17 protein-coding genes and 1 pseudogene are annotated in these 21541 nt (G+C 72.7%); 11 read left to right on the top strand and 7 right to left on the bottom strand.

What is annotated here, in order from left to right; all coding sequences use genetic code 11:
* Positions 1-252: 252 nt before the first annotated feature.
* The 3 genes and pseudogenes from purL to purS all read right to left on the bottom strand — a co-directional run.
* A pseudogene (purL, locus tag AB0B02_RS25380) lies at positions 253-2634 on the bottom strand (phosphoribosylformylglycinamidine synthase subunit PurL); the annotation flags it as partial.
* A gap of 52 nt (positions 2635-2686) precedes the next feature.
* Complete coding sequence (gene purQ / locus AB0B02_RS25385; RefSeq protein ID WP_281933566.1) at positions 2687-3370, bottom strand: phosphoribosylformylglycinamidine synthase subunit PurQ; 684 nt, start codon at positions 3368-3370, stop codon at positions 2687-2689.
* Positions 3367-3630, bottom strand: a complete 264-nt coding sequence (gene purS / locus AB0B02_RS25390; protein ID WP_281933568.1) for a phosphoribosylformylglycinamidine synthase subunit PurS — start codon at positions 3628-3630, stop codon at positions 3367-3369. Before purS ends, purQ begins: the two co-directional genes overlap by 4 nt.
* Before the next feature lie 448 nt (positions 3631-4078).
* Between purS and AB0B02_RS25395 the strand changes: the two genes are divergently transcribed.
* Together AB0B02_RS25395 and AB0B02_RS25400 are read left to right on the top strand one after the other, a co-directional pair.
* A complete protein-coding gene (locus tag AB0B02_RS25395; protein WP_281933570.1) occupies positions 4079-4762 on the top strand; it encodes a DUF1986 domain-containing protein in 684 nt (227 codons plus the stop codon).
* Between the two features lie 6 nt (positions 4763-4768).
* A complete protein-coding gene (locus AB0B02_RS25400) occupies positions 4769-5350 on the top strand; it encodes a YbjQ family protein (protein WP_357304192.1) in 582 nt (193 codons plus the stop codon).
* Between the two features lie 30 nt (positions 5351-5380).
* Here AB0B02_RS25400 and purB read toward each other — a convergent pair whose 3' ends face one another.
* Positions 5381-6805, bottom strand: a complete 1425-nt coding sequence (gene purB / locus AB0B02_RS25405) for an adenylosuccinate lyase (RefSeq protein WP_281933574.1) — start codon at positions 6803-6805, stop codon at positions 5381-5383.
* 162 nt (positions 6806-6967) lie between these two features.
* Between purB and AB0B02_RS25410 the strand changes: the two genes are divergently transcribed.
* Together AB0B02_RS25410 and AB0B02_RS25415 are read left to right on the top strand one after the other, a co-directional pair.
* Complete coding sequence (locus tag AB0B02_RS25410; protein ID WP_281933575.1) at positions 6968-7294, top strand: hypothetical protein; 327 nt, start codon at positions 6968-6970, stop codon at positions 7292-7294.
* A gap of 5 nt (positions 7295-7299) precedes the next feature.
* Positions 7300-12162, top strand: coding sequence for a caspase family protein (locus AB0B02_RS25415; RefSeq protein ID WP_357304196.1), 4863 nt, complete (start codon positions 7300-7302; stop codon positions 12160-12162).
* Here AB0B02_RS25415 and AB0B02_RS25420 read toward each other — a convergent pair.
* From AB0B02_RS25420 to AB0B02_RS25430, 3 genes are all read right to left on the bottom strand, one after another.
* On the bottom strand, positions 12137-12388 hold the full coding sequence (locus tag AB0B02_RS25420; RefSeq protein ID WP_281933579.1) for a hypothetical protein: 252 nt from the start codon (positions 12386-12388) through the stop codon (positions 12137-12139). The two genes, AB0B02_RS25415 and AB0B02_RS25420, sit on opposite strands and share 26 nt — an antisense overlap.
* 39 nt (positions 12389-12427) lie before the next feature.
* Positions 12428-13171, bottom strand: coding sequence for a TNT domain-containing protein (locus AB0B02_RS25425; RefSeq protein ID WP_357304200.1), 744 nt, complete (start codon positions 13169-13171; stop codon positions 12428-12430).
* A gap of 126 nt (positions 13172-13297) precedes the next feature.
* Positions 13298-14590, bottom strand: a complete 1293-nt coding sequence (locus AB0B02_RS25430) for an acetyl-CoA C-acetyltransferase (RefSeq protein WP_281933583.1) — start codon at positions 14588-14590, stop codon at positions 13298-13300.
* A 54-nt stretch (positions 14591-14644) separates the two neighbouring features.
* Here AB0B02_RS25430 and AB0B02_RS25435 point away from each other — a divergent pair, with 54 nt between their 5' ends.
* The 7 genes from AB0B02_RS25435 (at position 14645) to AB0B02_RS25465 (ending at position 21507) form a co-directional block, all read left to right on the top strand.
* A complete protein-coding gene (locus AB0B02_RS25435) occupies positions 14645-16000 on the top strand; it encodes a 3-oxoacyl-ACP reductase (protein ID WP_357304203.1) in 1356 nt (451 codons plus the stop codon).
* Positions 16000-17043, top strand: coding sequence for a MaoC/PaaZ C-terminal domain-containing protein (locus tag AB0B02_RS25440; RefSeq protein WP_357304241.1), 1044 nt, complete (start codon positions 16000-16002; stop codon positions 17041-17043). The genes AB0B02_RS25435 and AB0B02_RS25440 overlap by 1 nt, the downstream gene beginning before the upstream one ends.
* Before the next feature lie 83 nt (positions 17044-17126).
* Entirely contained in the window at positions 17127-17879 is a 753-nt protein-coding gene (locus AB0B02_RS25445; protein WP_107158027.1) for an NUDIX domain-containing protein, read from the top strand.
* Positions 17880-17977: 98 nt separating this feature from the next.
* Positions 17978-18628 (top strand): serine/threonine protein kinase, encoded by a 651-nt coding sequence (locus tag AB0B02_RS25450; RefSeq protein ID WP_357304206.1) that lies wholly within the window; start codon positions 17978-17980, stop codon positions 18626-18628.
* Between the two features lie 10 nt (positions 18629-18638).
* Positions 18639-19598: a hypothetical protein gene (locus AB0B02_RS25455; protein ID WP_281933589.1), complete on the top strand. Its 960-nt coding sequence runs from the start codon at positions 18639-18641 to the stop codon at positions 19596-19598.
* Positions 19595-20857, top strand: a complete 1263-nt coding sequence (locus AB0B02_RS25460) for an adenylosuccinate synthetase (RefSeq protein ID WP_357304209.1) — start codon at positions 19595-19597, stop codon at positions 20855-20857. Before AB0B02_RS25455 ends, AB0B02_RS25460 begins: the two co-directional genes overlap by 4 nt.
* Positions 20858-20880: 23 nt before the next feature.
* Positions 20881-21507 carry a DedA family protein gene (locus tag AB0B02_RS25465; protein ID WP_281933591.1) on the top strand — a complete coding sequence of 209 codons (627 nt, stop codon included), beginning with the start codon at positions 20881-20883 and terminating at the stop codon, positions 21505-21507.
* The last annotated feature ends 34 nt before the right edge of the window (positions 21508-21541 follow it).

Genomic DNA, 21541 nt, shown 5'->3' on the forward strand with positions numbered 1-21541 from the left:
GGGCGAGCCGGCTCCGGAATCGGGCGAGCCGGCTCCGGCCTCGGGCGAGACCTCCCGGGCCGGGGCGGACCCGGTGCCCGCGTCCGCCCGCGTCGGGCCGCCCGACGGCGCCGGCGCTTCCGCGTCCGGGGCCGTCCGGGCGATGGGCTCCGCGTCGACCCGGGCCGGATCCACCCCCACCGGCTGCTCGGCGGTGGCCGGCAGCACGGTGGTGGTGCCGGTACGGGTCGCCGCCACCTCCACCCGCGGCGCCTCGGCGTCGCCGAACAGGCGCGGCAGCGTCGCGCCGTGCGCCTCACGCAGCTCGTCCAGGCCGATCCGGAACTGGCCGCGCACCTCCAGCGCGCCACCGGCCGGGTCGGTCACGCCGATGTACTCCCACGGCACCCCGCGCTCGGCGCAGAGGGCGGTGAACGCCTTCTCGTGCCCGCGCGGCACCGACACCAGCACCCGGCCGGCGGACTCGCTGAACAGGAACACGAACGGCATCGAGCCGTCGGCGAAGTGCTCCGGCAGGGTGACCCGGGCACCGACGCCGCGACGCAGGCTGGACTCGACCAGGCTCTGCGCCAGGCCGCCGTCGGAGAGGTCGTGCGCCGAGCTGACGTGCCCCACCCGGGCCGCCTCGGCCAGCAGCTCGCCGAGCTGCCGCTCGCGGGCCAGGTCCACCTGCGGCGGGATGCCGCCCAGGTGCTCGTGGGTCACCCAGGCCCACTCCGAGCCGGACAGCTCGACGTGCGTCTCGCCCAGCAGGAAGAGCTGGTCGTGGTCGCCGGCCGACCGCGGCACGAAGCCCATCGGCACCCGCGCGGCGACGTCGTCGAGGATGCCCAGCACGCCGACCACCGGGGTCGGGTGGATGGCCGCCGCGCCGGTCTGGTTGTAGAAGCTGACGTTGCCGCCGGTCACCGGGATGCCCAGCTCCAGGCAGCCGTCCGCCAGGCCGCGTACGGCCTCGGCGAACTGCCACATCACGCCCGGGTCCTCCGGCGAGCCGAAGTTGAGGCAGTTGGTCACCGCGATCGGCTTCGCGCCGGTCACCGCCACGTTCCGGTACGCCTCGGCCAGCGCCAGCTTCGTCCCGTGGTACGGGTCGAGGCGCGCGTACCGGCCGTTGCCGTCGACGGAGAGCGCGACACCGAGGCCGCTGCGCTCGTCGATCCGGATCACGCCGGAGTCCTCCGGCTGGGCGAGCACGGTGTTGCCGAGCACGTACCTGTCGTACTGCTCGGTCACCCAGGTCTTGTCGGCCAGGTTGGGCGACGCGATCATGCGCAGCACGGTCTCCCGGAGCGCGTCCGGGGTGCTCGGGCGGGGCAGCGTCTCGGCCCGGTCGGCCTGGAGCAGGATCAGGTCGGCCGGCTCCCGCATCGGACGGGCGTAGACCGGCCCGTCGTCGACGAGCGAGCCCGGCGGCACGTCCACCACGAGCTGGTCGCGCCAGGTGATGACCAGCCGGCCCGGCCGGCCGTCCGGCGACGGCGCGGTGACCTCGCCGATGGCGGTGGCCCAGACGCCCCACTTCTCGGCGGTCTTGAGCACCGCCTCCAGCTTCTCCGGCGTGACGACCAGCAGCATCCGCTCCTGGGACTCGCTGGCCAGGATCTCGTGCGGCTCCATCGAGGGCTCGCGCAGCGGCACCCGCTCCAGCCACACCCGCATGCCGGTGCCGGCGGAGGCGGCGGTCTCGGTCAGCGCGCAGGTCAGGCCGGCGCCACCGAGGTCCTGGATGCCGACGACCAGTTCGGCGTCGTACAGCTCCAGGCACGCCTCGATGAGCAGCTTCTCCATGAACGGGTCGCCCACCTGCACGGACGGGCGGCGCTGCTCGCTGCCCTCGTCGAAGGTGGCGCTGGCCAGCACCGACACGCCGCCGATGCCGTCGCGGCCGGTCCGGGCGCCCATCAGCACCACCACGTTGCCGGGGCCGGTGGCGTCCTTCTTCTGGAGCCGGTCGACCGGCAGCACGCCCAGGCAGAGCGCGTTGACCAGCGGGTTGCCCTGGTAGCAGGGGTCGAAGACCACCTCGCCGCCGATGTTGGGCAGGCCGAGGCAGTTGCCGTAGCCGCCGACGCCGGCCACCACGCCGGGCAGCACGCGGGCGGTGTCCGGGTGGTCGGCCGCGCCGAAGCGCAGCGGGTCCATCACGGCCACCGGGCGGGCGCCCATGGCGAGGATGTCGCGGACGATGCCGCCGACACCGGTCGCCGCGCCCTGGTACGGCTCGACGAAGCTCGGGTGGTTGTGCGACTCGACCTTGAAGGTCACCGCCAGCTCGTCGGAGACCCGGACCACGCCGGCGTTCTCCCCGATGCCGGCGAGCAGCCGGTCGCTCGGCGGCGCCTTCTCCCCGAACTGACGCAGGTGCACCTTGCTCGACTTGTAGGAGCAGTGCTCGCTCCACATGATCGAGTACATGGCCAGCTCGGCCTGGGTCGGCCGGCGGCCGAGGATCTGCCGGATCCGGTCGTACTCGTCGTCGCGCAGGCCGAGTTCGGCGTACGGCTGAAGCTCCTCCGGCGTGCCGGCGGCCTGCGGCACGGTGTCCACGCCCGGCGCCCAGTCGTCGGTCGGGCCGGCCTGCGGCGCCACGCCCTGCGGCTCCCGCAGGGCCGGGTCCGGATGGATGGTCATGACGTCTCCTTGCTGCGCTCGCCGTCGGGACGGCGGGTGAGCCGACCGATGGTCACGCCGGGGCTCCCACCAGGTGCTTGAGCACCGAGGTGAAGAAGCCGAGGCCGTCCAGGGAGGGACCGGTGAGCGCCTCCACCGCGTGCTCGGGATGCGGCATGATGCCGACGACGTTGCCGGCCTCGTTGGTGATCGCGGCGATGTCGCGCTGCGAACCGTTGGGGTTGCCACCGACGTATCGGGCCACGACGCGGCCCTCGGCCTCCAGCCGGTCCAGCGTGGCGGCGTCGGCGACGTAGCAGCCCTCGCCGTTCTTGACCGGGATGAGCACCTCCTGGCCCGGCTGGAACGTGTTGGTCCAGGCGGTGCCGGTGGCCTCGATCCGGAGGACCTGGTCCCGGTTGCGGAAGTGCAGGTGCTGGTTGCGGGTGAGCGCCCCGGGCAACAGATGCGCCTCGCAGAGGATCTGGAAGCCGTTGCAGATGCCCAGCACCGGCAGGCCGCCACGGGCGGCGTCCACGATCGTCTCCATCACCGGCGCGAACCGGGCGATGGCGCCACAGCGCAGGTAGTCGCCGTAGGAGAAGCCGCCGGGCAGGACGACGGCGTCCACGCCGTGCAGGTCCGGGTCGCCGTGCCAGAGCCGGACCGGCTCGGCGCCGGCGATCCGGACGGCCCGGGCCGCGTCCCCGTCGTCGAGCGAGCCGGGGAAGGTCACCACACCGACCCGGGCGGTCACGAGTGCGCGCCCGCGGTCTCGTCGGCCTCGACCACGCGGACCGTGAAGTCCTCGATGACCGGGTTGGCGAGCAGCTTGTCGGCGATCTCGCGGGCCCGGTCCAGGTCCGGTTCGCCGGTGAACTCGATCTCGATCCGCCTGCCGATCCGGACCGAGGCGACGTCACCGACGCCGAGCCGGGGCAGTGCGTTTGCGACGGCCTGGCCCTGCGGATCGAGGATCTCGGGCTTGAGCATGACGTCGACGACGACGCGAGGCACTGGGCACTCCTGACTGTGTACGCAGTTGGGTGCCGGCCCACAAACGGCCGAGCGCAGCCAGCCTACCTGGCAGATACCGCCCGACCCGCACCGGCCGGGGCCAGTTCGAGCGGTGGACGGCGGGACCCGGGAGACCGTTGCGCGTTCGTTGCGGCGTCGATACGTATTCGTTGCGCAGCGCCTCCGCCCAGAGGCCGGGGCAACGGCTCTCACCAGGCATTTCACGTCCCACCGCCGGGCGAACGGGGCCGGTTTTCCGACAGCGGGCCGGCACGCCCCGAGACATCGAGTCAATCCGATTCACGTCTTGTGACGGGACTCGCCCCGGCCGTAGCATGCATCGTCAGATGTCGATGTGAGTGATCGATGTCTCCCGCCGGCCCACCCCGCCCGGCGGGCACCGATCCGCACCCGGGGATCCCGGGTGTCGCGCAGAAGGAGCCCCGACATGCGCCTCCGTCCCCTGCTCGCGGTGCTGACCACCGCGCTCGCCGGCGTGCTGGCCACCGCATCCGGCGCCGGTGCCGCACCGGCCGGTCCGCAGCCGATCATCGGCGGCAACACCGTCTCGTCCGCGCCGTGGGCCGCGGCCGTCTTCAGCAACGGCTCGTTCACCTGCTCCGGCAGCGTGATCGCGTCCCAGTGGGTGCTCACCGCCCGGCACTGCGTCAGCGGCACCATGTCGGTACGGGTCGGCAGCGTCTACTACGCCTCGGGCGGCGTCACCCGCAGCGTGAGCGCCTCCTACACCCGCAACGACCTGGCCCTGCTCCGGCTCTCCAGCACGGTCAGCACCTCCGCGGTGTCGCTGGCCAGCAGCAACCCGCCGGTCGGCTCCACCAACTCGATCTACGGCTGGGGCATGACCTGCTACAGCGGCTGCGGCGCGTCGCCCCAGCTCAAGACCGCCAACGTCCAGGTGACCAGCACCAACGTCACCGACGCGTACGGCGGCCAGGCGATCCGGAGCACCCGGATCAACGGCAACGCGTGGCGGGGTGACTCGGGCGGCCCGCAGTTCTACAACGGCCGGCAGGTGGGCGTGGCCTCCACCGCCGACGGCTCCAGCATCCAGAACTACGGCAGCGTCGCGTACAACCGGTCCTGGATCACCTCGGTGGCCGGTGTCTGACGGTTGGTGCCGAAGCGGCGCGGATGGCCGGGAGTCGCCCCGGCCGTCCGCGCCGCGCCGTTTTGCAGCATCCGATCGGGTGCCCACGGCACCCGAACGCCTCCGCCGGCGGCTGACAGCATCGAAACCGTGCTGGTCGTGACGACGGATCAACTGCCCGGCTACGAGATCCGCCAGATCCTCGGCGAAGTGGTCTCCTCGATGGCGAGGACCCGCAACCCGTACCGCGAGGGGGTCAAGAACCTGCGCGGTGGCGCCTACGACCCGATGGCCCCGGACAACCTCACCCGGTGGCGGACCGACTCGGTGGCCCGACTGGGTGAGGAGGCCCAGCGGCTCGGCGCGAACGCGGTGATCGGGATGCGTTTCGACAGCCGCGACTGCGGCGAGATGTGGATGGAGATCTGCGCCTACGGCACCGCGGTGATCGTCGCGCCGAAGATGCCCGACGTCATGCCGCCCGACCAGCCGATGATCGCCGCCGAGACGGCCCACGACCCGGAGATCGCCAGCGCCCCCGGCGGCATCGCCGAGCCGGCCAGCGCCCCCAACCTGTCGACGGCCGCCGAAACCCCCACCGGCCCCTGACCCATCCGGTGATGCGGCGAACGGGTGGTGTCAGAGGATGGGGGGCGGCGAGTAGGCGGCGGCCTCGGGGTGGGACTGGACGATCTTGGTGACGCGGGCCACCAGGTGGGACACCTGGGTCTCGGCGGCGCCGACGAAGGCGTTGCGGTCGGCGACCAGCGCGTCGATCTCGGCCCGGGTCAGGCCGAGGCGGCCGTCGGCGGCCAGGCGGTCGAACAGGTCGTTCTCCGGCGCGCCCTGCTCCCGCATGGCCAGCGCCACGGCCACCGCGTGTTCCTTGATCACCTCGTGGGCGACCTCCCGACCGACGCCCCGCCGCACGGCGGCGACCAGGATCTTCGTGGTGGCCAGGAACGGCAGGAAGCGCTCCAGCTCCCGGTTGATCACCGCCGGGTACGGGCCGAACTCGTCAAGCACGGTCAGGAACGTCTGGAACAGGCCGTCGGCGGCGAAGAACGCGTCCGGCAGCGCCACCCGCCGCACCACGGAACAGGAGACGTCCCCCTCGTTCCACTGGTCACCGGCCAGCTCGCCGACCATCGACAGGTAACCCCGGATGATCACGGCGAAGCCGTTCACCCGCTCCGAGGAGCGGGTGTTCATCTTGTGCGGCATCGCGCTGGAGCCGACCTGCCCCGGCTTGAAGCCCTCGGTGACCAACTCCTGCCCGACCATCAGCCGGATCGTGGTGGCCAGCGACGACGGCGCGGCGGCCACCTGCGCCAGCGCGGAGAGCACGTCGAAGTCCAGCGAACGCGGGTAGACCTGCCCGACGCTGTCCAGCACCCGGGCGAACCCCAGGTGCCCGGCCACCCGGCGCTCCAGCTCGGCCACCTTGTCGGCGTCGCCGTCGAAGAGGTCGAGCTGGTCGGCGGCCGTGCCCACCGGCCCCTTGATCCCGCGCAGCGGGTAGCGGTCGATCAGGTCCGTCAGCCGCTCGTACGCGATCAGCAGCTCCTCCGCGGCGGACGCGAAGCGCTTGCCCAGCGTGGTGGCCTGCGCGGCGACGTTGTGCGACCGGCCGGTCATCACCAGGCCGGAGTATTCACCCGCGTGCCAGGCCAGCCGCGTCAGCGTGGCGACCAGCCGGTCCCGGATCAGCTCCAGCGACGCCCGGATCTGGAGCTGCTCGACGTTCTCGGTGAGGTCCCGGGAGGTCATCCCCTTGTGCACGTGCTCGTGCCCGGCGAGCGCGCTGAACTCCTCGATCCGGGCCTTCACGTCGTGCCGGGTGACCCGCTCGCGAGCGGCGATCGAAGCCAGGTCGACGTCGTCGACGACCCGCTCGTACGCCTCGACCACCCCGTCCGGCACCGGCACGCCGAGGTCCCGCTGGGCCCGGAGCACCGCCAGCCAGAGCCGGCGCTCCATCCGCACCTTCTCCTCCGGCGACCAGAGGGCGACCAGCTCGGGCGAGGCGTAACGGTTGGCGAGCACGTTCGGGATCGTCGTCACGTACCGCATTCTTTCGTACGTCCCGGAAGGCCGGCCACCAGGCCGGTCCCGGCGGCCGTTCCGGCGGGATGTCGACGATGCGACAGTCACGCTCCGGCGCGAATTCCACGGATATGCTGTCCGCCCTCCGTCAATGATCCTCGATCCGGGAAGGCGTCCCCGATGTCCCAACCCGTAACCGATGTCGACACTCTGCCCTTTCTGGTGTCCGTGGACGTGTCGGACGACCCGGACACCATGGGGTTGTTCCGCAGGGGCGAACGGGAGGTGGCGGTCCGGAACATCCCGATCGCCGTGCTCCGGGAGAGCGTCCGGCACACGGTGGCCGCGCTGCGCACGGTCTTCGACGAGGTGACCGAGGAGACCGGGCGGCTCCGGCTCGCCGAGGCGCAGTTCAGCTTCGAGGTGTCGGCCAAGGGCGGTCTCAACCTCGTCGGCACCACCGAGATCGGCTCCAAGGGCACGGTCACGCTGACCTTCCGGGAGTAGCCGTCGTGGCCGCCTTCCGCGCTCTCCTGCTCGGCGTCGCGGAGTACGACGACCCGCAGATCGTGCCGCTGCCCTTCGTCCCGAACGACATCGGTGCGCTGAGCGTGGCCCTGGAGGAGACCGGATACCGCGTCCGAACGCTCGACGGTGGCCGGCTCAGCCGGCCGAAGATCTGCGCCGAGGTGGGCCAGTTCCTCGGTGATGCCCGCCCGAACGACAGCCTGCTCGTCTATCTGAGCGGGCACGGCGCCCACACCGAGGGCGTCGACTACCTGGTGCCGTCCGAGGCCGATCTGCGGATCCCGCTGCGGGAGTCGATGGTGCCGCTCACCTACTGGGCCGGTGCGCTGGAGCGCAGCCGCGCCGGGCAGGTGCTCTTCGTGGTGGACGCCTGCCGGGAGGGGTTCGACCAGCAGTCCATGGCGGTGGAGCTACAGCGGTGGAGCACCGGGCGGATCAGCCACGTGGCGCGGCAGCGCGTCGCCTTTCTGTTCGCCTGCGGGCCCGGGGAGAAGGCCCAGTTCGTTCCCGGTACCGGAGATTCCTTCAGCATCTTCTCCCGGGCTCTCCAGCAGATCCTGGTCAACGGTCAGGCCGGCCGGACACTGGACGATCTCGTCACCGCGGTCAACGAGCAGATGCGGGAGCTGGCGGCTGTCCACGACCGGCGGCCCCAGACCGCCCTCGTCCATCCGGACGGTGCGGAGATCACCCCCTTCCCGCTGTCGTCGCGCCGGGCGACGCAACGGTCGTTCGACTGGGTGGCCCAGGCGCAGTCCCACCGGGCCTGGGACCTGGTCTCGCCATCCCTGGTCAGCGAGGAGCTACGGTCCTCCACCATCAGCCTGGTCGAGCACGTGGTGCGCCTACGCCGGGACGCCGCACGGGCGCTGACGCACGATCCGTGGCACGAGCCGGACCTCGCCACGCGCATCAGTCGTCGGGTCGAGTTCCTGGCGAACCTCCTCGCCTACCCCGGCGCGACCTCCGCCGACGAGCTGCGCCTCTCCGCGGCCGAGGCCGCGCTGCTGGTCGCCGGCCCCTATCTGTACGACACGTGGTGGGCGCTGCGCGCTGCCCGAGCCGCCCACGTCGATCCGGCCAACTGGCCCGCGCCCGAGCAGCCCGATCCCGACAGCGACTCCTACCGGCGCTTCGCGCAGAGCTTTCCGCGGCTGTGGCGCCGCCTGAACGGCCAGGCGCAGAACCCGGACGTCGCCGGGCAGATCGGCTGGTGGTTGCTGCACCGCTGGATCGCCCGGCAGTCCCTGACCCGGTCGTCCGACCGTGACGTCGCCGAGCTGATTCCGCTCGGCGTCGCGTCCCTGCACCTGTCCGCGCGGGTCTTCGAGGAGCCCCGGGTGATCGAGCTGATCAGGAGCCTGCGCGGCGGCCCGGGCTTCCTCACCCGTACCGACCGGCCCGGACGGCTCCGGAGTCGTTGCACGGTCGGCGCGGGAACCGCCGACGAACAACCGGTACGGGAGCGCCTGGTCGCCTACCTCCTGGCTGCGGGACGCGCCATGGCCATCGAGGCCGCCGCGCTGCCCGAGGTGGTCGTCGAGCACATGGGGATCAGCGATCCGGTGTCACCTGACGAACTGCACGCCTCCATCGACGCGGTGGAGTGGGAATCCCGCGGGCCGGTGCGGGTGCTGCGCACCACCTGCGCCCACCCGGCCATCGAGATCGCCCTGCGGGCCCACGTCGAGTTCTTCGACACGCTCCTGGTCGAGATCCAGGACGGCGCCGCCGAGGACACCCATCTCCAAACGCTCTCGGCCCTGCCGGCACACGCCTCGGCGGACCAGGTCCGCCCGAGCGAGGGGCCGGAGGGGCGGGCCTACCAGTCCGCCGGCGTGCGGTTCCACCTCGCCGAGGACCGGATCCAGGAACTGCTCATGGGCGAGCAGCTCTACGGCGATCCGCTCCTGGCCGTCCGGGAGCTGTACCAGAACGCGCTCGACGCGTGCCGCTACCGAGCCGCCCGGAACGAGTACGTCAGGCGTACCGGCGGGGCCGTGTCCCCGTGGGAGGGCCGGATCGACTTCGTCCAGGGCCGGGACGAGCAGGGCCGCGCCTACCTGGAGTGCTCGGACAACGGCGTGGGCATGGGGGTCCGCGAACTGACCGACGTGTTCTCGCAGGCCGGCACCCGCTTCGTCGAGACGTCCGAGTTCGTGGAGGAGCAGTCGCGGTGGGCACGCCTGGCGCCGCCCATCGACTTCTTCCCGAACAGCCGCTTCGGGGTCGGCGTCCTGAGCTACTTCATGCTCGCCGACGAGATCACGGTGGAGACCTGCCGATTCGGCCAGGAGGGGCGTCGCGGCAGCCGCCTCTGGGTGTCCATCGCCGGACCGGGCAACCTGTTCCGCATCCGGGAGACCGGGTTGGGACAGGATGCCGGTACGAGGGTCCGGCTCTATCTCCGGAGCGACACCGAAAATCTCTCCAGCGCGAACTTCCTGCGGCGGCTCCTCTGGGTGGCGGAGTTCCGGACCACCGTGACACTCGACGGTGAGGCCCTGCGGTGGGAACCGCGCCGGCTGTCGTCGATCGCCCCGTTGGGTGCCGCCGAACCGCTGGAGTCGAGCGAAGACGTCGCCGTCCCGTCACGCCGGGACCCGGTCGTGATCGGCTCGGAGCCTCATCCGGTGTGGTGGTGCGATCGTTCCGGCGCAATCCTGGTGGACGGCATCTGGGTCGAGGCATCGGACATCACCGCCGTGGTCAACCTGTACGGCACGCGCGCGCCACGGCTGTCGGTCAACCGGACACAGCTGTTGGACGACGAGTCGCAGCAGGTGACCGAACTCCTCAAGAATGCGGCCGAAGCCGCCGGTGCCGCCGACAGTCCACTGTTCAACCACGCCTGGCTCTCGGAACTCGCCACGCGCGTACCGCTGGTGGCGGATGCGGTGTTCGAGTTGGCGCTGCGGGCGGGTCGGACGTCCTGGCCCGGAAGCCCGCTGGTGGACGAGCTCCGCACCGTCGGCTGCTATCCGCCCGACGCGGGAGTGCCGGTGTTCCGCCTCAACCCGCCGGCAACAACCCGCCCCGGAGGGGAAGCCGCAGATCTCACCGAACTGACCCAGCCGGACGGAATCTGGCGCCTGGTCGCATGGATCGCCGCCGGCCTCTACGGCCCCGAGCTGACGGTGGCCCACGGAGGGATCGTCCGGGCGAGACCGAGCGACTCCCTGCTCACCCGGACCGACGGCAACAGACGCTCGCTCGATCCGGCCCAGCCACTCCCGATCGGTCACCTCATCGCGAGGGCGACCAATCCCGGCCCTTCCCTTCCGGCGGTTGTCGAGCGACTCGTCGAACTGGGTTTTCCAGCGCCTCGGCACGATCTGCCCGATCTGTCGAGCCCGATCGACCGGCTGCTGCTGAGCCAAGACCTCGACGGGCGGGAGCCGTGGTTGGACCAGGCCGATGAGGTGGCGGTCCCGCACGTCATGGCAGCGGCGGTGGAGGCGGGCATCGCCGCCGACGTGGCCGCCGATCGGCTCCGCCGGCTCGGCTTCACCGTACGTGACGCTCCGACCGGTGACCTGGACATGATCGACTACGTCGTCGCGAGCGTCCGGATGAACGGCCAGCGGCCGTGGCTCCCGCCCGACCAGGCCGTCTCCGGTGGGCATGTCGTCGTCGCCGCGTTCGTGGCCGGTACCCCGGCGGAGGAGGTCGTCGGCCGGCTACGTCGGCTCGGGTACGTCGCCGTGGTCCCGCCGCCCAGCAGTCTGCCAGCCGAGGTGGAGATGAAGCTGGTCTGGGAAGCCGACGACCTGCCGAGCGCCGCACCCCGCGTACCGTCGGTCAAGCTCTCGACCGACCGCCCCGGCCCTCGGGGTCGCCGGTACGGCTCTCCCAGCTTCGACGTGATGCTGGACACGGCAGAGCCCCTACCCTCGCACGCGGTGGCCGAGGCGGCCTCCCGCAGCGAGCTGAGCCCGCGCCGGGCCGCCGAACGGCTACAGCAACTCGGTTACCGGCTCGTCGGACAGCAATTTCCCGACGCCCCGGCCGAGAACGATCTCGTGCTCCTCAGTCAGGATCTCGACGGGCGGGATCCGTGGCTGGACCCGGAGGCCACCGTCCTACCCTCCCACCTCGTGACCGCGGCGACCCGACTCGGGGTGACTCCCGCCGAGGTGGCGTCGCGGCTCGCGGAGTACGGCTTCACCATTCCGGCGGTGATGCTCCCGACCGCCGTCACTTTCACGGACGTCGGCCTGCTCAGTCGCGACCTGGACGGAGACACGCCCTGGCTGGACGGGACGAGGACCGTCCCTCCGGGCCACGTCCTGCTCGGCGCGAGACGCACCGGGCTCACCCACGCCCAGGTGCACGAACGGCTCCAGGGCTTCGGCCTCACCACCCGGCCGGACCTGCCGCCCGACGACGTCACGTCGGCGGATCTGATCATTCTCAGCGTACAGCTGGACAGTGAGCCCCCCTGGCTCGACGCGGACCTGGAGGTAGCGGTCGGCCACCTCGTTGCCGCGGCGCACCGCACCGGCCTCACCCCGGCCCGGGTCGCGGAACGGCTCCGTGCTCTCGGCCACGCGACATCCGAGCACTCACTGCCGGAGTACGTCTCGGCTGACGACCCGGTGCTCGTCAGCCGGACCCTCAACGGTCACGCTCCCTGGACGGAACCGGCCGAGCCGCTCACCCTTGAGCGCCTCGTGCTCAGCTCCGACATCACCGGGCTCAGTCCGGCGCAGGTGTCGCGGCGGCTCGTGGAGCTCGGTTTCCAGGGCTTCGACGAGTGGCACGTCGGGCCTTCGGTCGGTCTGCCCGAGGGCGCCACCGTCCGGCTTGTCCCGCCGGCGGTCAGGGCGGGGACGGCCGGCCGGTGAGCGCGCGCCAGAGCCCGTCGCCCGCCTCCTCCTCGGTGTCGAAGCGCTGCCGGACGTCGTACGTCCCGCGCTCGTAGGCGCCGATCTCCCAGCCGCCGGTGCGGGCGCGGCGCAGGAACCAGAAGTCGGGCGGGACCGGCACGTGTTCGTGCACGCCCTCCAGCGCGAACGCGTCCGGGGACAGCCCGGCCGCCAGCAGCGCGGCGCGTACCTGGTGCCGGTCCACACCCGACCTCCCGTCCCGTGTCAAGGCCGGGGCCTGCGCTCACACCCCGGCGGTCAGATCCTCTTCCACCAGGAAACCGTTGTCGAGCAGCCACTGCACGGTCAGCGTGGCCCCGGCCTGCGGCAGGTACGCGGGGTTGAGCTGGAACTGGGTGCCCATGCCGGGCTGGGCGAACCACGACGCGATCGGGCCGGAGTCGACCGTGAACGGCTTGACCACGCAGTAGACGTGGTAGTTGGCCAGCGGCGCGTTCGCCGGCGTGTTCAGGCTCTGCGGGGTGAGCGCGCGCGAGCTGAACGGCGTGCCGAGCGGAGAGAGGAACGCGCCACCGGTGAAGCCGAAGCGGTCGAGCCGGTAGCCGGCCAGCAGGCTCTGCGCCTGCTTGAGCGGGCGGCCGTCCGGGGCGATGACGAACCCGTTGGCCGGCGGGTAGACGTACGCCGCCGGAGTCCCGGTGGTGTACTGCGCCAGGAACTGGCTCTCGGTCAGCGCCCCGAACCGCTGGTAGCCGGCGAGCAGCGGTCCGACCGGCGAGGCGGTGGGCAGCGTGGCCGGGCCGAGCATCGGGTTGTTGTCGTAGAACTCGGTGGTCGGCGGCGCGGTGGGCGGGGTGCCCGGCCGGCAGAGGCTCTGCGTGGGTGAGGGTTGCGGTCGTTCGGACGTGTCGCCGGCCGGGGCGAGGGCGACCGTCCGGGCGGCGAGCGTGGTGGCGGCGACCGCACCGACCGGTTGGACGGCGCCGGGTACGAGAACGAATGCCGCCCCGGAGACGAGAGCGAGCAACCAATGACGTTTTTTCACCGAGAACCTCCAGTTTGAGATGGATAAGTGCGATCCATCCTGGGAGGTTCTCGGCCCCTAACGTGAGTCTTTGTCCGTTTTGCTACCCGATCGGGGTGTTGCTCCTGTTCAGCGCTCCAGGATCGCGGTCACGCCCTGCCCACCGGCCGCGCAGATGGAGATCAGGCCGCGTCCGCTCCCCTTCCGGTCGAGCAGCTTGGCCAGCGACGCGACGATCCGGCCACCGGTGGCGGCGAACGGGTGCCCGGCGGCCAGCGAGGAGCCGTTGACGTTCAGCCTGTCCCGGTCGATCGGGCCGAGCGGCGCGTCCAGGCCGAGGCGTTCCTTGCAGAACTCCGGCGACTCCCAGGCGGCCAGGGTGGCCAGCACCTGCGAGGCGAATGCCTCGTGGATCTCGTAGAAGTCGAAGTCCTGGAGCGTGAGGCCGGCCCGCGACAGCATCCGGGGCACCGCGTACGCGGGGGCCATCAGCAGCCCTTCGTCGCCGTGCACGAAGTCGACCGCGGCCGTCTCGGACCAGGCGAACCAGGCGAGCACCGGCAGGTTGTGCGCCCGCGCCCACTCCTCCGAGGCCAGCAGCACGGTCGACGCGCCGTCGGTGAGCGGCGAGGAGTTGCCGGCGGTCATGGTCGCCCGGTCGGCGTCCGGGCCGGTGGTGCCGAAGATCGGCTTGAGCGAGCCGAGCTTCTCCAGGGAGGTGTCCGGGCGGAGGTTCTGGTCGCGGGTCAACCCCAGGTAGGGGGTGATCAGGTCGTCGAAGAACCCGTCCTCGTACGCGGCGGCGAGCCGCTGGTGCGAGCGGAGCGCCAACTCGTCCTGGGCGGCCCGGTCGATGTTCCAGCGCAGCGCGCTCCGGGCGGCGTGCTCGCCCATGGACAGCCCGGTACGCGGCTCGGCGTTACGCGGGATCTCCGGCTTGAACGGCTGGAGGGGGCGCAGCTTCGCGGCCAGCCTGAGCCGCTCGCCGAGGGTCCGGGCGGAGTTGAGCTGGATCAGCGTGCGGCGCAGGTCCTCGTTGACCGCCAGCGGCGCGTCCGAGGTGGTGTCCACGCCCCCGGCCACCCCGACGTCGATCTGCCCAAGGGCGATCTTGTTGGCGACACCGATGGCGGCCTCCAGCCCGGTGCCGCACGCCTGCTGGACGTCGTACGCCGGGGTGTGCGGGTCGAGGCGGGAGCCGAGCACCACCTCACGGGTGAGGTTGAAGTCCCGGGAGTGCTTCAGCACCGCGCCGGCAGCCACCTCGCCGAGCCGCTCGCCGGCCAGCCCGAACCGGGCGACCAGCCCGTCGAGCGCCGCGCCGAGCATGTCGGCGTTGGACGCGTGCGCGTAGCGCGAATTGGAGCGGGCGAAGGGGATGCGGTTGCCGCCGACCACCGCGACCCGCCGGACACTCTGCACGATCGGCCTCCTCGAAGCTTTTGCCCGTACCCTACTCACCAGTAGGCTACGCCCATGACCGACAGGTACGCGAGCTTCGTCCAGACGGGGGCCGGTCGCGCGCTGGTCAAGCGCCTCGGGCTGCCCGACCCACCCCGACTGCGCCGGCACACGCCGGGCGACCCGCTCGTCCCCGGGCCGGTCCTGCTCGGCTCCTCGACCGGCGGCCAGCTCACCGAGCCGGTCCGCCAACGCCTGGCCGCCGCCGGGGTCGAGCTGGCCGACCCGGCTGCCACCGCCGCCGACAGCCGCTTCGCCGCCCTGGTGTACGACGCCAGCGGCGTCACCGACTCCACCGAACTGCGCCAGCTCTACGACTTCTTCCACCCGCAGGCCCGGTCGCTGCTGCCCAGCGGTCGGGTGATCGTGCTGGGCACGCCGCCGGCCGAGTGCGACTCGCCCCGGCAGGCGACCGCCCAGCGCGCGCTGGAGGGGCTGACCCGCAGCATCGGCAAGGAGTTCGGCCGGGGCGTCACCGCCCAGATCGTGTACGTCACCCGGCACCGCGACCCCAGTACGCCGGTGAGCCTGGAGTCCACGCTGCGCTTCCTGCTCTCCGGTCGCTCCGCGTACGTCTCGGGTCAGGTCGTCCGGGTCGGCGTCGGCACCGCCGTCGCGCCGGCCGACTGGGACCGGCCGCTGGACGGGCAGGTGGTGCTGGTCACCGGCGCGGCCCGGGGCATCGGCGCGGCGCTGGCGAAGGTGCTGGCCCGCGACGGCGCCCGGGTGGTGGCGCTGGACGTGCCGGCGGCCGGCGACGAGCTGGCCGCAGTGGCCAACGACGTCGGCGGCAGCGCCGTGCAGCTCGACCTGACCGCGCCGGACGCGCCGGCCCGGCTGGCCGAGCACCTGGCGTCCCGGCACGGTCGGGTCGACGTGGTGGTGCACAACGCGGGCATCACCCGGGACAGGACGCTCGGCCGGATGGACGCCGACCGTTGGGACTCGGTGATCGACGTGAACCTGTCCAGCCAGGAACGGATCAACGACGTGCTGCTGGAACGCGACCTGATCCCGGCCGGCGGGCGGATCGTCGCGGTCTCCTCGATCGCCGGGATCGCCGGCAACCGGGGGCAGACCAACTACGCGACCAGCAAGGCCGGCGTGATCGGTCTGGTCGACTCGCTGGCCCCGGTGCTGCGCGAGCGCGGGATCAGCCTGAACGCGGTCGCGCCCGGGTTCATCGAGACCCGGTTGACCGCGCGCATCCCGCTGACCATCCGGGAGGCGGGCCGCCGGATGAACAGCATGGCCCAGGGCGGCCTGCCGGTGGACGTGGCCGAGACGATCGGCTGGCTCTCCTGGCCGGCGACCGGCGCGGTCAGCGGCAACGTGGTCCGGGTCTGCGGCCAGAGCCTGCTGGGGGCGTGATGGCACCCCACGACCACGACCGCGAGGACCTGACCCTGCCCGACCTGATCGAGGGCCCCACCCGGGACCTCACCTCGGCCCGCGCCGCCGCGCTGGCCCGCTCCGGCGATCATGAAGTTGACGGCACTTCCGGAGATCCACGAGGCCGCCAACTTCATGATCAACCGAGCGGGGAGCCGGGCGGGCGACGCCAGGAGGCGCTGGGGCGGCTGCCGGCCACCGGCGGGCTGTACCGGCGGGCGCTGCTGGGGGCGGTGCCCGGCCTGGGCGGGCGGCGGGGGCGGGAGCTGCCGGCCGTCGAGCTGACCGTCGCCGGGGTGCCGGTGGATCCGGCACACCTGGCCGCGTACGACCGGGTCTGCGGGTTCCGGCTGGCCGACCGGCTGCCGGCCACGTACCTCCACGTGCTCGGGTTCCCGCTGTCGCTGCGGCTGATGACCGCCGCCGACTTCCCGATCCCGCTCACCGGCGTGGTGCACGTGGCCAACCGGATCACCGTGCACCGACCGGTCCGGGTCGGCGAGACGGTCGACTTCCACACGTACGCGGAGAACCTGCGTCCGCACGAGCGGGGCCGGCAGCTCGACGTGGTGCTGGTCGGCTCGATCGACGACACGGAGGTGTGGCGCGGTGTGTCGACGTACCTCGGGAAGGAGCGTGCGGCCGGCGGTGGCCCGCGGCGCGACCGGGGTGACCGCCCGGCGCCGCCGGCCACCACGGCGCAGTGGCGGGTGACGCCGCGGGTGGGTACGGACTACGCGCGGGTCTCCGGCGACCACAACCCGATCCACACCTCGAAGCTGGGCGCCCGGCTGTTCGGCTTTCCGCGCCCGATCGCGCACGGCATGTGGAGCAAGGCGCGTTGCCTGGCCGCGTTGGAGGCCCGGCTGCCCGAGAAGTACACCGTGGACGTGGCGTTCAAGCTGCCCGTGCCGCTGCCGTCCACGGTGGCGTTCCGGGCCGCCGCCGACGGCACGGGTTGGGACTTCGGGCTGCACGGCGCACGGGACGGACGACCGCACCTGGTCGGCACCGTCCGCTGAGGAGAGGGGGCTTGCCGGCCCCCTCTCTCGTGCGTTAAGTTGTTCTCAGATTGAGTTGTTCTCAACCTGAGAGAGTGAGCGCCGTGAACGAGCAGGACTTCCTCGCCGGATACGACCCCCGCGACTACCCGGCGGTCGCGGTCACCGTCGACGTGGTGGCGCTGACCATCCGCGAGGACGCGCTCCACCTGCTGCTGATCCGCCGCGGCGCACCGCCGTACGAGGGGCACTGGGCGCTGCCCGGCGGCTTCGTCCACCCCGACGAGGACCTGGCCGCCGGCGCGCGACGCGAGCTGGCCGAGGAGACCGGGCTCGGCGGCGAACGGCTGCGCCGGGTGCACCTGGAACAGCTCGGCAGCTACGGCGCACCCGACCGGGACCCGCGCATGCGGGTGGTCTCCGTCGCCCACCTGGCGTTCGCACCCGACCTGCCCGACCCGGTCGCCGACAGCGACGCCGACGAGGCGATCTGGCTGCCGGTGACGGCGCTGACCAGCCGGCAGCTCGCCTTCGACCACGGCCGGATCATCGACGACGGGTTGGAGCGGGCCCGCTCCAAGCTGGAGTACACGCCGCTGGCCACCCGGTTCCTCGCCCCCGAGTTCACCGTCACCGAGCTGCGCGCGGTCTACGAGACGGTCTGGGGACACCCGCTGCACGCCGGCAACTTCCACCGCAAGGTGCTCTCCGTGCCGGGCTTCGTGGAGAGCACCGGCGCCAGCACCGAGCGCGGCGGCGCACGCGGCGGCCCCCGCGCCAAGCTCTACCGCCCGGGCGACGCCCGCCTCCTCCACCCCGCCCTGCTGCGCCCCGCCCGCGAGGAGTCAATCCGATGAGGTGCAAGGAAGGGCCCCCGCTTAACGCCTCCGGTAGAGCAGGGCTCCCCTCTCACCGGCAGCTCAAGGCACCGCAGCATCCGAGCGACAACGACCTGATGGCCCGCGAGGCACGCGCGCTGCGACTGATCGCCGCGCGGGGAGACGCCCGCCACCTGGCGTACGTGCCCCGGCTGGTCGACTCCTACCCGGTGCGTGACCCGGCGACCGGCGCGGAACTGCTGGTCAACGAACTGGAGACGGTCCCCGGGCTGCACAGCCTGGAGGACGTGCGCCGGGCGTACCCGGACGGGGTCGACCCGCGCGACGCGGCCTGGATGTGGCGACGGCTGCTGGTCGCGCTCGGCCTGGCCCACCGGGCCGGCGTGGTGCACGGCGCGGTGCTTCCCCGGAACGTGCTGATCGAGCCGAACGCACACGGCCTGGTGCTCGTCGACTGGTGCTTCTCCACCGAGCCCGGCGGGCTGGTGCCGGCACTGGTCACCGGCATGGCCGACTGGTACCCGCCGGAGGTCACCGGGAAGCGGCCCTGCGGCCCCGGCACCGACATCGCGCTGGCGGCCCGCTGCCTGACCTGGCTGATGGCCGACCGCGCGCCGCGCGAGCTGCGCGCGTTCGCGGCCGGCTGCCGGCAACCCGCGCTGACCGCCCGGCCGGACGACGCCTGGCGGCTGCTCCGCGAACTCGACGAGGTGCTGGTGCGGCTCTACGGGCCGCGCACCTTCCGACCCTTCACCCTCAACCCCTAGGGAGGCTGCCATGGGCAGCGGAATCTGGTCCACCGACGTGTACGACGCCGCCGACCGTTACCGGCGCCGGACCGGCAAGAGCGCGTTCTCCTACAGCGACAGCGGGGCCCGGCAGGTGCACCCCGCACTCGACCCGCGCGACGCGACGCGGGAGAGCCGCGACTCCGCCGAACACCCGCAGTCGACGCCGATCGCGGTGCTCTTCGACGTCACCGGCTCGATGGGGCACGTGCCCCGGGTGCTCCAACGCAAGCTGCCGCAGCTGCTCGGCCTGCTGCTCCGCCAGGGGTACGCCCGCGACCCACAGGTGCTGTTCGGCGCGATCGGCGACGCCACCTGCGACCGGGTGCCGCTCCAGATCGGGCAGTTCGAGTCCGACAACCGGATGGACGACGACCTCGGCCGGATCGTGCTGGAAGGCGGCGGGGGCGGCCAGATGATGGAGTCGTACGAGCTGGCGCTGCACTTCATGGCCCGGCACACGGCCACCGACAGCTGGGAGAAGCGGGGCCGACGCGGCTACCTGTTCATCATCGGCGACGAGCTGGCGTACCCCCGGGTGAAGGCGCGGGAGGTGACCCGGCTGATCGGCGGCGGCCTCGCCGAGGACCTGCCGATCCGGCAGGTGGTGGACGAGGTGACCGCGCGATGGGACACGTACTACCTGCTCCCGGCCGGCAGCCACTACGCCGGCAACCGCAAGGTGCTCGACTTCTGGCGCGGCCTGCTCGGGCAGAACGCGGTCGAGCTGGACGACCTGGACGCGGTCTGCGAGACCATCGCGCTCACCGTCGGCCTCGGCGAACAGGCCATCGACCTGGACGCCGGGCTCAGCGACCTGGACCGGGCCGGCTCGACCGCCGCCCGGACCGTCTCCCGGGCGCTCGCCGGGCTCGGCGGCGGCCGGCGCGCGGTAGCGGCGCTGCCGTTCGCCCCGACCGACGGCGGGAACGGGGTCACCCGGCTGTGAACCACGTGCTGGTGGTCGACCTCGGCTACGGCGACGCCGGCAAGGGCACCGTCGTCGACGCGCTCTGCGCGACCCGGCCGGTGCACACCGTGGTCCGCTTCAACGGCGGCGCGCAGGCGGCGCACAACGTGGTGCTGCGCGACGGGCGGGCGCACACGTTCGCGCAGTTCGGCGCCGGCACGTTCCGTCCCGGGGTGCGGACGCACCTGGCGCGGCACGTGGTGGTGGACCCGCTGGCGCTGGCCGCCGAGGCCGACCACCTGGCGGCGGTCGGCGTGCCCGACGCGTTCGACCGGCTGACCGTGGACGGGGAGGCGCTGCTGGCCACGCCGTACCACCGGGCCGCCAACCGGGCCCGGGAGATCGCCCGGGGAGTCGACCGGCACGGCTCCTGCGGGCTCGGGGTGGGCGAGGCGGTCGCGTACGGCCTCGCCCACCCCGACGAGGCGCCCCGGATCGAGGACTGCCGCCGGCCGGCGGTGCTGCGCCGCCGGCTCACCGCACTGCGCGACCGGCTCACCGCCGAACTGGGAGCGCTGGACGCGCCGCCGGTCGACGACTGCCTGCCCGCGTACGCGGCGTTCGCCGACCGGGTGGCGATCGTCGACCGGAGTTGGCTCACCGGGGCGCTGCGCGCCGGCACCTGCGTGTTCGAGGGCGCGCAGGGCGTACTGCTGGACGAGTGGCACGGCTTCCACCCGTACACGACGTGGAGCACCACGACGTTCGCCAACGCCGAGACGCTGCTCGCCGAGGCCGGGATGGCCGGGACCGCGCAGCGGCTCGGGGTGCTGCGGGTGACCACCACCCGGCACGGCCCCGGCCCGCTCGTCACCGAGGACCCGGCGCTGCCGTTCACCGACCCGCGCAACCCGACAAACGCATGGCAGGGCCGGTTCCGGTTCGGGCACTTCGACGCCGTCGCCCACCGGTACGCCCTCGACGTGGCGGGCGGCGTGGACGGGCTGGCGCTGACCCACCTCGACCTGGCCGGCCCTCGCCTGCGTATGTGCCGGCGGTACGCGGACGGGCTCGACCGGCTCGTGCCCGGCCCACCCGGGGACCTGGAGCGGCAGGCGGCGTTGACCGGGCGGCTGATGCTTGCCCGGCCGGTGCTGGACGAGGCGCCCACCGACTGGCCTTCAGCCGTGTCGGAGGCGCTCGGCGCCCCCGTGCTGCTGACGTCGCACGGCCCCACCGCCGAGGAGAAGGAGGGGCCCCTTGTTAACGCATTTTGTATAGGAAGGGCCCCCGTTTAACGCCCAGCGTCGAGCATGGGGGCATGGGGGACGTGCTCGACCTGCTGCACCAGACGGTGACCTCGCCGTGGGTGTACCTGGTGATCGTCGCGGTCACCGCGGTCGACGCGTTCTTCCCGGCGGTGCCGGGTGAAACCGTGGTGATCACCGCCGGCGTGTTCGCGGCGAGCGGCGAGCCGCACCTGGTGGCGGTGATCGTGACCGCCGCGCTCGGCGCGCTGGTCGGCGACCACGTCTCGTACGCCATCGGGCGCGGCGGGGGCGCGCACCGGCTGGCCCGGTTGCCCGCCGACAGCCGGCGGCGGGCGAGTTCCGAGTGGGCCCGCCGGGCGGTCGACAGGCGTGGCGGGATGATCCTGACGACCGCGCGCTACGTGCCCGGCGGTCGCACCGCGGTCACGCTCACCATGGGCGCGGTCCGCTATCCGCTGCGCTCGTTCCTGCTCTACGACGCGTTGGCGTGCGGCACCTGGGGGATCTACTGCGGGCTGCTCGGCTACTTCGGCGGGCTGGCGTTCGAGCACAACCCGGTCACCGGGCTGCTCGCCGGCATCGGCATCTCGGTGGCGGTCACCGGCCTGTTCGAGGCCGCCCGCTGGGCCCGCCGCCGGGCGCGCGCCCGGGCCGCGGCGCGACGCGGCGGTTGTTGAGAAGGGGCCCCACCTATACCGCAGGCGTTAACAG

Source organism: Micromonospora sp. NPDC049240, from assembly GCF_040647835.1.
Classification (GTDB): domain Bacteria; phylum Actinomycetota; class Actinomycetes; order Mycobacteriales; family Micromonosporaceae; genus Micromonospora.

What these genes read in the sequence shown, in the direction of transcription:
- AB0B02_RS25410 (WP_281933575.1), top strand. Translation starts at nt 6,968, where the DNA reads ATGTCCCAACCCGTAACCGATGTCGACACTCTGCCCTTTCTGGTGTCC.
- AB0B02_RS25435 (WP_357304203.1), top strand. Translation starts at nt 14,645, where the DNA reads ATGACCGACAGGTACGCGAGCTTCGTCCAGACGGGGGCCGGTCGCGCG.
- AB0B02_RS25395 (WP_281933570.1), top strand. Translation starts at nt 4,079, where the DNA reads ATGCGCCTCCGTCCCCTGCTCGCGGTGCTGACCACCGCGCTCGCCGGC.
- AB0B02_RS25465 (WP_281933591.1), top strand. Translation starts at nt 20,881, where the DNA reads ATGGGGGACGTGCTCGACCTGCTGCACCAGACGGTGACCTCGCCGTGG.
- AB0B02_RS25440 (WP_357304241.1), top strand. Translation starts at nt 16,000, where the DNA reads ATGGCACCCCACGACCACGACCGCGAGGACCTGACCCTGCCCGACCTG.
- AB0B02_RS25455 (WP_281933589.1), top strand. Translation starts at nt 18,639, where the DNA reads ATGGGCAGCGGAATCTGGTCCACCGACGTGTACGACGCCGCCGACCGT.
- AB0B02_RS25450 (WP_357304206.1), top strand. Translation starts at nt 17,978, where the DNA reads ATGGCCCGCGAGGCACGCGCGCTGCGACTGATCGCCGCGCGGGGAGAC.